Here is an 11655-nt window from a genome sequence, read left to right on the forward strand (position 1 = left end):
GATGTCAGATTTGAATTGAATATCTCAAAGAAATCCGACATCTGCCATCTGACATCTGCCATTAAACCCTATTTTTTCTTCCTATACCTGAGACTCACCTCCACAACTCCCTGCCTTGTCATCTCTATTTTCTTTGCGGCTTTTTCGCTGAGGTCTATTATTCGGCCTTTTACAAAGGGACCGCGGTCGTTGATGCGAACTTTGATGGTTTTACCATTACTCAGGTTCTTCACTTTAACAACTGTACCAAAAGGAATGGTTTTATGTGCTGCTGTTAGTTTATTCTTGTTGAATATTTCTCCATTGGCAGTTTTACGTCCATGGTAACCATCACCTGCACCATAAAAAGAAGCCATACCATTTTCGGTGATTTTTCTTGAACAGCCTATAGTTACCATCACTATTAGCAATAAACAATTTGCTATGCGCCATTTGCCCTTAACTGAAAGGAAGGAATTTCTCATCTTGTATTTCTTTCAAAACGGGAGGATGGGTGTTTAAAGTATATCCATTCAATACTTTTTCATATTTTTTCAGATATGCCTGCATCATTTGAGTAGCGCTAAACTGCTCCATAACATATTCGTGACAGGCTTTGGGACTAAATGCACCGATATTACCCAAGGCTGTAACAAGTTCGGCAGAATTGGCTGAGAGATAGCCTACAGAAGACTGTATAATTTCTGGTAGAGACCCATAGGGCGTGCCAAAAACGGGGCAGCCAAAATAGAGGCTTTCGATTAGTGCTAGTCCAAAAGGCTCATGCCAGCGAACAGGGAAAAGGAGGGCTTTTGAACTTCTCAGAATATTATTCTTTGCCTCACCGCCCTGCATTCCATGAAAATGAACATGACGGTCGAATGTTAAGCGGATACCCTGGTTGAAATTGAAACGGTATCCACCAATTACATGTAGTGGAAGTTTTGCTTTACGCGAAACAGAGATGGCACCCTGCACATTTTTCACCCGCCATGCGGCATCGCCGAGGAAATGAATATAGGAGCGGGGACGGGAGAGTGCCGGGTCACCATAATCATCGGGATCAATGCCATTATAAACAAAAGAATCTGTACAAAAACGCTCGGCATGGTTGCGGGATACAAACACAGTATTAATAGGCAATGGCACCTGCTCATTCATGTTGCCATGCATAGTAAAAATATATGGCAATAAAGGTGTTTCATTCACACCATGATTGAGGTGAATGATATCAATTCCTTTGTCAACAGGAACCTGTTCGTTAAAAGGAAGTGATGGATTAAATGGATATACATCAGCAAATGGACAATAAGAACCTGGCGCTACCAGGTAAGAAACTTTGTGTCCGGCATTTACAAGGGTTTTACCCAACCACCAAATAACCCTTTCAGTGCCTCCGTATTTAAGGGCAGGAATGGAGGTATTGTTAACTATGAGAATATGCATGTAACGTAGTATAGCGTATAAATACGGTAATAAATGATGTATTCACCACAAATTTAATAGGTGAAGATGGATTAATTATTCAGCGAGCATATTTTCACAGTGTTAATTCCGAAATTATGTATTTGATGTATGTGGATGAAAGTGGTGATCCGGGAATAAGTGAGGGTTCATCAGAACATTATATTTTAACAGCGCTAGTGATATATCATACTGAATGGGAGCAAAGCCTGTCTAATCTTAAACGATTCAGAAGACAAATTCAGGAACTATATGGATTGGATACCCATACTGAAATTCATGCCACTGAATTACTCAGAATTAAAAAACAAGAAGCGTACAAATCGATACCAAAGGCGAAACGTATTCAGGTTTTAAAACGATATGCAGAAAGTTTACCTGAAATATTTCCCAATGCTGTGTTGTTAACAGTAAATCATATTAAGCAGTTTGATAAATCAGATGATACAATTCCTGAAAAAGCATGGCAGGAATTATTGGTAAAATACCAGCAATTTTTATCAGGAAAAAAAGAGAAAGGAATGTTAATTGCTGATGAGGGGAATGAACGAAGACTAAGAAACATGTTACGAAATTTGAGAAAAGAAATTTCATTAAATCAGGTTATTGAAGATTTTTCTCACCGAAGTTCTAAAGCATCTTATTTTATTCAAACGGTAGATGTGATTGCCTTCTTGCTATATAAAAAAACATACCCGAAAGGTTCTGCCAAAAAGTATAATCTTGATTTACTATTCGACCGTTTTAGCGCACTCGTATTAGATTAGGATATATGCAGGTGAAAAAGAAAAGCCCCGGTTTCAAACCGAGGCTCAAATATTTTTGATTTTCGCTACCCGATAGAGGCATGTAAGCCAAACCCGGCAGCAAAACAAAAGTACAAAACAATTGTGACTTCAAAATAAAAAACTGATTTTTCTTTGAAATAAATCGCTCACTTCACCTCAGGAAAATTTCGCTACGGCTGTGTTGTATTTAGATAAGGATAGTGCTTTCTTTATTGAATAACTGACTGGCAAACTTGCGTATGGTGCGCGCAAATTGATAGAATAATTTAAAAGAATAGGATTAGGTAGAATATAAGAGAAACGATAGCGTCCGCTATCGCCTGGCTTATTACCTGCTCAGGCTTGTATAAATTTTTCCGGTTTCTGAATCATAAAAAAGAAGGGGATTATTTTCATAGGATCGTTTTACAAAAACAAACCAAAGAAGGCTTGTTAAATACTGTAACAGAGTTTCATTGGATGGAATTACTCCATTATGAAGTAACCGTGAAAACTGCAATGGTTACTTATACTTTCAGGTTGTCTGATGGGCAGTTTGCGGTTCGTCTAAATGACTCCGGTTGTGTTATATTGAAAATGGAAAACAATAAACCGCGTGAAGTGGTTCAGCTATAAATATTTTTTTTGGACCTTAAAAAAAGTAATAATTTTATAAAAATATTGATAAGGCAGGGGAAAAAGCTGGACAGCCATTTTTTATGGCAGGAGTTTTAACTGAACAGCCTTATTTTTTTGAAGCCACTTTTGAGTGGCTTTTTTATGCACGATGGATTTATTATTTAAGTAGTTTAGTTTAATGGAGATTGAATTCCTCTATGGGTAAAAGAAAAGCCAGCGAGGGAAACGAGCAACTATTTGCACTGTTATTGTATAACTAAAACTCTTTGATACATAATTTATAAAATTTATTCTGCATGCCGGCCAAATCAAAGAAAATTGAGATTGATTTTAGAGGGGAATGCATTTTTTTTACTTCCCAGATAGAATCTTGGTTAGCTAAAATTATTCTATTTATAAAGTTTGAACACCCAGAATTGGGAATCAAAAATGTTGATTTTAAAAATTTGAAATTTGCTAGCAAAATAGATAAAGTTTTATCTCTATTTACTAAGCATTACCCTGATATATTAGCAAATGATCCGAATTTATTTGATGATCTAACAAGAGTGAGAATATTCAGAAATAGAGTAGCACATTGTGAATTTTCTTGGGATGAAAACGAATTAGACCATTCCTACTTCGATATATGGGATATAGAAGAAGATGAAGAAAAAAATCAATTTTTTGTACCAATACGGTATACAATAGCTGAATCCATTGCTGAGTTAGAACATATTGTAAAAACAGGGTCTAGATTATTAGAAATTACAAGAGATTTTCAAAAAAGATTCAACGATAAGTTTGGAACATCTAATTAAAGCATAATTTCTTTCCTCTTATTTATTTTTTCTGTTCTAATTGTTTTAAACGTATAAATCTATTCACGCTACGATCAAAATAGCAGTAGATCCTTTTTCTTTTTTTCTCGTATTTCGCTGTGCGTGATTTAACATAAAAGTTAGTTATAAGTGTTTTTCAATGCCTTGGGGTCGGTTATTGCGAACTTGCCCTCAATTCTCCTACACTACCAACGGCAAGTTCGCAATAACCGACCCCCAATCGTGCGTTCGTGCGCACAAATAGACAGACCATTGAAAAACACTTATAACTCAATATTATGTTACTTCGTGTGGCGTTGTGGAGGGGCAATGCTAATTTGCGTAGCTGCATTGCCACGGTGCGGGCAGAAATACGAGTAAAAAAGAAAACTTAGGGCAAGCGAGGGAAACGAGCAACTATTCGCACCGTTTCTATAATTAATATTCTATGTTAAAGAGGATATTAATTAATTTAAAACGCTTAAACCAATATAAAATGGAATCTAATATAGAAAAAGCCTATGATACAGTAGATAAATGGTTAAACGACAATAAAGAAAAGGGAGGAGCTCTTTATAGGATAGCTGAGAATGAATCAATAGAGGGTATTGCATTACAAATTATTCATGAAAATAATTTAGTAATATACCTCAAGCCTGAAAGTAGAAATTCATGGATTGTATTATCTCCAGAGGGAATAAAAGTAACTGAAACAAAAGGCGGAATTAGAAAATACCTAGAAAATAAAAATAGTACATCTATAAAAGATGCTTTAAATGACTTTAAAAAAGGGTTATTTGAAACATTAGGAAACTACACAGCAAAAGGAATTATAGCTGCTTTATTATTACTTGTATTTTGGTTAGGATGGGATAAATGCAATACACAAAGAAAAGACAACCCAGATACATCCCGAACAGAAATGCAACCGCCTTTAGCCAAATACTAGGTATGTATTTATTATTCATTTACTCATATCCACACTCGCTACGATAAAAGAAAGAAGCAGAGCCGTTTTCTTTTTTACTCGTATTTCGCTGTGTGCGATTTAACATAATATTAATTATAGGATAATAGTTGAATCCTGATATGCAGGATTTGTGGATGAAAACATAACCCGAACTACAAAGTAACTGGTTGATATACAACTATATATCTGCCTCCCAAAAAAATATCTCCATTTCTTTATCATTATTTCCAGAAACTTTCTACCTTTGTTAACTAAATGGTTAAACCATATGGATAATCCTATACAAACAGATATCGGCACAGAACAAAAAATTCTGCTTGCTGCCAGAAAGATCTTCTTTCAGAAAGGTCTTGCCGGTGCCCGTATGCAGGATATCGCAAATGAGGCCGGAATCAATAAAGCATTATTACATTATTACTTCCGCAGCAAAGACCAACTTTTCGAAACCATCTTTAAAGAAAGCGCCGGAAGGTTTATACCCAGGGTTAAACAAATCCTGACCTCTGAGGATTCATTCTACCAGAAAATAGAAAGCTTCTGCACAGAATACATCACCATGGCAATTACCAATCCCTTTATTCCCATGTTCGTACTAAGCGAGGTAAACAATAAACCCGATGACTTTCTCCAGAAACTGTTTAGTGGAAGTCCACCAGACCTTTCTCTTTTCAAAAAACAACTAGAAAATGAAATAAAAGCAGGACATGTTCGTCCCATCCAGATGGAACAACTGCTCATGAGCATGCTGGGGATCTGTATTTTCCCCTTTCTAAGTAGACCCATTCTCAATTCACTTTTCAACATTAATAATGAACAGTTTATGCAGCTAATGGAAGAAAGAAAAAAAGCAGCAACTGAATTTATTTTACAAGCAATCCGTCAATAATTTTTTTATGCGCTATTTAACTAAATGGTTAACTTTTTTACTCCTCACGCTACCAGCAGTAAATTTACTTGCCCAGGCACCATTACAACTGGAGTCGGTATACCAAAAAGCCAGGGAAAAATATCCCCTCTTACAGCAGAAAAAACTGGTACAACAAACCGCCGCACTGAGTATCGATAACCTCACCAAAGGTTTCCTTCCTCAAATCAGTATCAACGGACAAGCATCCTACCAGTCTGAAGTTACAGCGGTGAACATCTCATTTCCCGGTGTTAACATCACCCCTTTGAGTAAAGACCAGTATCGTTTAACCGCCGATGTTTCGCAGCTTCTATATGATGGTGGACTCAACAAGCAACAACAGACTTTACAAGAAATGAACGCTGTTGTTGAAGACCAGAAACTGGAAGTAGAACTCTATAAACTTAAAGAACGAATTACGCAAGTCTACCTCAGTATACTCTACCTCGATGCTCAATTAAAACAGGTTGAACTGCTTACAGCCGATATAGAAACAGGCATGAAAAAAGTGCAGGCACAGGTAGAAAATGGTACTGCTTTTAAATCGGGTTACAATGCCCTTAAAGCAGAAAAATTAAAGACACTGCAACGTTGCATTGAACTGAAAGCATCCAGAAAAGGTCTCGTTTCTGTACTCGGTTTATTTATGCAGGAAACATTGCCTGAAGATATTAGTCTGCAGCAACCTGTTATGACATCAATCGCTGATACCGCGGATATTGTTCGTCCGGAGATAGGCCTGTTTCAACAGCAACAAAAATTACTCCAACAACAACGTTCCTTAATTGATATCCGCAATAAACCAAAAGCCAGTGCTTTTTTACAGGCTGGATATGGAAGGCCAGGACTGAATATGTTGAAGAATTCTTTCGAACCATTTGGTATTGGTGGATTAAGATTTACCTGGTCTTTGAATGGTTTCTATACATCTGCTAAAGAGAAAAAGATCAGCAACATTCAAATGCAAACCGTACAAATTCAGCAGGAAACTTTTATGCTGCAAACACGTACACAGTTTACCCAACAGGAAGCTGAAATCGCAAAATTGCAACAGTTGATTGCCACCGATCAGGAAATCATCGACCTAAGACTTTCTGTAAAAGAAGCATCCAGCGCACAACTTGAAAATGGAGTCATAACAGCAAACGATTATCTACGTGAAGTAAATGCAGAAGATCAGGCACGTCAGCAAATGGCTACACATAAAATACAATTATTACAGGCTCAGGCAAACCTCCGGCTTATTTCCGGTCATTAATACAATACTTACAAAACATCTATATGAAAATTAGAAACTTAATTGTTGGATCAGCTACACTCCTTCTCCTCGCCTCCTGCAAAAATGGCGACAGCAAATTTGATGCTCAGGGCACTTTTGAAGCCGATGAAGTACTCGTATCTGCAGAAATTCCGGGTAAACTCAGCTCTTTCACCATACAGGAAGGCGATACCCTACAGGCTGGCGCTATTGTTGGCCAGGTAGATGCACTGAATCTTTCTTTACAAAAAGAACAGGTGCAGGCTTCTATCAATGCACTTTCACAAAAAACAATGGACGAACAACCTCAATTACAATTACTGAAAGATCAGATAGCGGTTCAGGAAACCCAATTTCAAAATCTTTCCAAAGAAAAAAACAGGATTGAACGTCTCCTGAAAATGGATGCCGCTACCGGTAAGCAACTTGATGATATCAACTATCAAATCGATGCACTACAAAAACAAATGGTACTTACCAAACAGCAGGTTGCGGTGCAGTTAAACAATATCCGTACCCAAAACCGCAGTATTTTAAGCGAGGCCGACCCATTGAAAATTCGTGCGGAACAAATAGATGATCAGATCAAACGTGCATCCATCACCAACCCCATTTCCGGAACCGTACTCAACAAATATGCGGAACAGGGAGAAATTACAACGGTAGGTAAAGCATTATACAAAATCGCTGACCTGAGCACCATTACGCTACGAACCTATCTAACCGGAAATCAATTGCCTGGTATCAAACTTGGTCAACAGGTTACCGTGTATACCGACAACGGCAAAAACGATTACGATAAACATACCGGTACTATTAGCTGGATCTCAGATAAAGCAGAGTTTACCCCAAAAACGATCCAGACCAAAGAAGAAAGGGCCAACCTGGTTTACGCTGTTAAGATAAGGGTAAAGAACAATGGCTTCCTTAAACTAGGCATGTACGGTGAAATCACTTTTTCAAAATAAAAGCATGAACAACGGCGTCATCATTCAGGATGTATCAAAACAATACGGAACCAAAAAACAAACGGTTCAGGCATTGTCTGATATATCGCTTAACATAGCTTCAGGAGAATTATTTGGATTGATTGGTCCGGACGGAGCCGGTAAAACCACTTTGTTTCGCATCCTCACTACCCTTTTACTGGCAGATAAAGGAACAGCAACTGTAGCAGATTATGATGTGGTGAAAGATTACAAGGCAGTCAGAAGAATTGTAGGTTATATGCCCGGTAAGTTCTCCCTGTACCAGGATCTCACAGTAGAAGAAAATCTCCAGTTTTTTGCGACCATCTTTCATGCATCTGTTGAAGCCAATTACCACCTTATCAAGGATATATACGAACAAATTGCTCCTTTCAAAGACAGACGTGCCGGAAAATTGTCTGGGGGTATGAAACAAAAACTGGCACTTTGCTGTGCATTGATTCATGAACCCAAAGTGCTGTTTCTTGATGAACCTACAACTGGTGTAGATGCTGTTTCCAGAAATGAATTCTGGGATATGCTGCAATTATTGAAACAAAAAGGCATTACCATCATCGTTTCAACACCCTATATGGATGAAGCCAGCAGGTGCGACAGGGTTGCATTAATTCAAAATGGGAAAATACTACAGGTTAATACACCCTCGGCAATTATCGCAGGTTTTACCAATCCGCTTTTAGCGATTAAGAGTCCGGAAATGCTTCCACTGTTAAAACAACTAAAAAACATACCCGGCATATTAAACGCATATCCATTTGGCGAATACCATCATGCCGTATTGAAACCAGGCACTACCCTGCCCTTTTTAGGAAATGATATTGAAGTGAAATCAGCCATTCCAAATATTGAAGATTGTTTCATCCAGTTAATGCAACATCATGCTTAAAGAAAAAGCCATCACCGCAGAAAAGCTTACCAAGAAATTTGGCGATTTCGTAGCCGTAAATGCCATTTCGTTTGAAGTTGACAAGGGTGAAATATTTGGGTTCCTTGGAGCCAATGGAGCAGGTAAAACCACTGCCATGCGTATGTTCTGCGGTTTGTCGAAACCCAGCTCCGGTAAGGCTACTGTTGCCGGACTCGACATTTACAACGACAACGAAACCATCAAGCAACGGATTGGATATATGAGTCAGAAATTCTCCTTATATGAAGACCTGACCGTGAAAGAGAATATCCGATTCTTTGGTGGCATTTATGGTAAAAGCGATGCCTATATTAAATCAGAAACAGCTAATCTTTTACAACAACTAGAGCTTGAAGCACAGGCAGATACATTGGTAGGTGCATTACCTCTGGGTTGGAAGCAGAAGCTTGCTTTTTCAGTAGCCATCTTTCACCAACCTGATATTGTTTTTTTAGATGAGCCCACAGGTGGCGTAGATCCGGTAACCCGACGCGAATTCTGGAACATGATCTACGAGGCAGCCGCAAAAGGAATTACCGTTTTTGTTACCACCCATTACCTCGATGAAGCAGAGTATTGCAACAGGGTAAGCATAATGGTAGATGGCGTGATCGCTGCATTGGATACGCCTGCAGCATTAAAAAAACAATTCAATGCCAAAGGAATGGATGAAGTATTCCAGCAGTTAGCTAGAGGCGCAAAAAGAAACGATAATTAACCAGTGCATTATGAAGCAATTCCTGAGTTTTGTTAAAAAAGAATTCCTGCATATCCTTCGGGATAAACGTACCCTTTTCATTTTATTGGGTATGCCGATTGTGCAGATCATCATATTTGGTTTTGCCTTAACCAATGAGGTTAAAAATGAAGGCATTGCCGTACTAGATCTTTCCAAAGACCTAAGTTCCAATGCCCTGGTTAAAGAAATGGATGCCAGCAGGTATTTTGAGCTTAAGGAAAATCTGCAACGCTACGATCAGATAACTGAAGCTTTTCATAAAGGATCTATTAAGCTGGCTCTGGTAATTGCACCCGGATTTGATGAGCAACTCCGACATACCAACCAGGCTCAGGTACAGTTAATAGCAGATGCTAGTGACCCAAACCTGGCCAACACAATGGTAAACTATGCCAGTGCCATCATTCAACAATTTCAGGGAAATATTTTCCCGCAACAGCAGTCTAAATACCAGATACAAACCGAAACCAGGATGCTGTACAATCCTCAGTTAAAAGGGGCGTACAATTTTGTGCCAGGTGTAATGGCGATGGTATTACTGATGGTTTGTACAATGATGACAGCTATTACCATCGTAAAAGAAAAAGAAACTGGCACTATGGAAATCATGCTGGTATCTCCCTTGGTTCCATTCAGCATTACGCTTGCTAAAGCGGTACCTTACTTATTGTTATCCATTGTAAACATCATCAGTATTTTATTATTAAGTGTATATGTGTTGGATGTTCCAATAAGAGGCAGTGTGCTACTTTTAATAGGTATGAGTATCCTGTTTACCATGGTATCTCTTTCTTTAGGACTATTAATCTCTTCCCGCGCAGCCTCTCAACAAACAGCTATGTTCGTTTCACTGGTGGGTATGTTTTTACCAACTGTTATGTTCAGCGGCTTTATGTTCCCCATTGAAAATATGCCCCGTCCATTACAAGTGATCTCGAATATCGTACCGGCAAAATGGTTTTATATCATCGTAAAATCAGTAATGATCAAGGGTGTAGGCTTTAGCGCTATTTGGAAGGAGGCTTTGATATTAGCTGGCATGTGTACTTTTTTCCTTGCCATGGCTATTCGCAACTTTAAAATCAGACTGGCATGAGAACATTAAGATTTTTACTACAAAAAGAGTTCCGACAGATTTTTCGCGACCCATCTATATTGCGTATCATCTTTATGATGCCAATTATTCAACTCATTATCCTGCCAATGGCAGCAGATTATGAGATGAAAAACATCAATCTGGTCGTAACCGATCATGATCATTCTACCTATTCCACCCAACTCATCCAAAAAATAACCGCATCTGGTTACTTTAAACTGGTCGACATTAATAATAGCTACAATCAATCATTACAGGATGTAGAATTGGATAAAGCTGATTTGATCTTAGAAATCCCGGTTGCTTTTGAAAAAAAGCTGATCCGGGAAAACAATAGCAACACTTTTATCGCAGTAAATGCCATTAATGGTACCAAGGGTAATTTAGGGGCTGCCTATATCAGAACAATTATACAGGACTATAACCAGGAAATCAGGACAAAACTTCAGCCATTTTCAGGTATTTCTCCCCAACCACAAATTGCCATTACTTATGCCAACTGGTTCAATCCACAAATGAATTATAAGTTCTTTATGGTTCCGGGTATCCTGGTATTATTGTTAACCATGGTAGGTGCAAACCTAACCGCCATCAATATCGTTAGGGAAAAAGAAATAGGCACAATAGAGCAGATCAATGTAACACCGATCCGTAAACATCATTTTATACTGGGTAAACTCATCCCCTTCTGGATTTTGGGATTGATAGTGATGACGCTCGGATTTGTCATTGCCAGGGTAATATATGGCATTACGCCTGCAGGAAGTTTCCTGACCATCTATGCATTTGCAGCAGTTTACCTGTTGGCGGTACTTGGACTTGGGCTCCTTGTTTCTACCTATTCAAATACCCAACAACAGGCAATGCTTGTATCCTTTTTTATCATGATGATATTTGTACTGATGGGTGGTTTATACACCAGTATCAGCAGTATGCCAGAATGGGCACAATGGATTACACGTCTGAATCCGGTAAGTTATTTTATTGAAGTAATGCGGATGGTAGTGCTGAAAGGCAGTACAATGAAAGATATATTACCCCAGTTTTTTACCATTACCGGCTTTGCCATTGTATTAAATGGTTGGGCAGTTTGGAATTACCGAAAAAGGGCCTGATAAACCTAAGCTGAATTTCAAGTAA

Annotated in this window: 13 protein-coding genes; 11 read left to right on the forward strand and 2 right to left on the reverse strand. The window is 38.4% G+C overall.

Annotated elements, in window-relative coordinates; all coding sequences use genetic code 11:
• Positions 1-68: 68 nt before the first annotated feature.
• Together ACH30E_RS08535 and ACH30E_RS08540 are read right to left on the reverse strand one after the other, a co-directional pair.
• Complete coding sequence (locus ACH30E_RS08535) at positions 69-464, reverse strand: septal ring lytic transglycosylase RlpA family protein (RefSeq protein ID WP_490824453.1); 396 nt, start codon at positions 462-464, stop codon at positions 69-71.
• Positions 439-1425: a glycosyltransferase gene (locus ACH30E_RS08540; RefSeq protein ID WP_490824454.1), complete on the reverse strand. Its 987-nt coding sequence runs from the start codon at positions 1423-1425 to the stop codon at positions 439-441. Before ACH30E_RS08540 ends, ACH30E_RS08535 begins: the two co-directional genes overlap by 26 nt.
• A 116-nt stretch (positions 1426-1541) precedes the next feature.
• Between ACH30E_RS08540 and ACH30E_RS08545 the strand changes: the two genes are divergently transcribed.
• The 11 genes from ACH30E_RS08545 to ACH30E_RS08595 all read left to right on the forward strand — a co-directional run bounded on the left by ACH30E_RS08545 (position 1542) and on the right by ACH30E_RS08595 (position 11630).
• Positions 1542-2210 carry a DUF3800 domain-containing protein gene (locus tag ACH30E_RS08545; protein WP_490824455.1) on the forward strand — a complete coding sequence of 223 codons (669 nt, stop codon included), beginning with the start codon at positions 1542-1544 and terminating at the stop codon, positions 2208-2210.
• A gap of 363 nt (positions 2211-2573) precedes the next feature.
• The gene (locus tag ACH30E_RS08550) at positions 2574-2846 is read left to right on the forward strand and encodes a hypothetical protein (RefSeq protein WP_490824456.1); all 273 of its coding nucleotides are present in this window, start codon (positions 2574-2576) and stop codon (positions 2844-2846) included.
• A gap of 299 nt (positions 2847-3145) precedes the next feature.
• Complete coding sequence (locus ACH30E_RS08555; protein ID WP_490824457.1) at positions 3146-3649, forward strand: hypothetical protein; 504 nt, start codon at positions 3146-3148, stop codon at positions 3647-3649.
• Positions 3650-4097: 448 nt separating this feature from the next.
• Positions 4098-4598 (forward strand): hypothetical protein, encoded by a 501-nt coding sequence (locus ACH30E_RS08560; RefSeq protein WP_490824458.1) that lies wholly within the window; start codon positions 4098-4100, stop codon positions 4596-4598.
• A gap of 289 nt (positions 4599-4887) precedes the next feature.
• Positions 4888-5505, forward strand: a complete 618-nt coding sequence (locus ACH30E_RS08565) for a TetR/AcrR family transcriptional regulator (protein ID WP_490824459.1) — start codon at positions 4888-4890, stop codon at positions 5503-5505.
• Positions 5506-5512: 7 nt separating this feature from the next.
• Positions 5513-6784: a TolC family protein gene (locus ACH30E_RS08570; RefSeq protein ID WP_490824460.1), complete on the forward strand. Its 1272-nt coding sequence runs from the start codon at positions 5513-5515 to the stop codon at positions 6782-6784.
• 23 nt (positions 6785-6807) lie between these two features.
• Positions 6808-7752, forward strand: coding sequence for an HlyD family secretion protein (locus ACH30E_RS08575; RefSeq protein WP_294992998.1), 945 nt, complete (start codon positions 6808-6810; stop codon positions 7750-7752).
• Between the two features lie 4 nt (positions 7753-7756).
• Positions 7757-8659, forward strand: a complete 903-nt coding sequence (locus ACH30E_RS08580) for an ABC transporter ATP-binding protein (RefSeq protein WP_490824461.1) — start codon at positions 7757-7759, stop codon at positions 8657-8659.
• Entirely contained in the window at positions 8652-9398 is a 747-nt protein-coding gene (locus ACH30E_RS08585; RefSeq protein ID WP_294992993.1) for an ABC transporter ATP-binding protein, read from the forward strand. The genes ACH30E_RS08580 and ACH30E_RS08585 overlap by 8 nt, the downstream gene beginning before the upstream one ends.
• Before the next feature lie 10 nt (positions 9399-9408).
• Complete coding sequence (locus tag ACH30E_RS08590; RefSeq protein WP_490824462.1) at positions 9409-10515, forward strand: ABC transporter permease; 1107 nt, start codon at positions 9409-9411, stop codon at positions 10513-10515.
• Positions 10512-11630, forward strand: a complete 1119-nt coding sequence (locus ACH30E_RS08595; RefSeq protein WP_294992987.1) for an ABC transporter permease — start codon at positions 10512-10514, stop codon at positions 11628-11630. The genes ACH30E_RS08590 and ACH30E_RS08595 overlap by 4 nt, the downstream gene beginning before the upstream one ends.
• Positions 11631-11655 lie beyond the last annotated feature (25 nt).

It is taken from the genome of Sediminibacterium sp. FW305-C-61 (assembly GCF_058231065.1).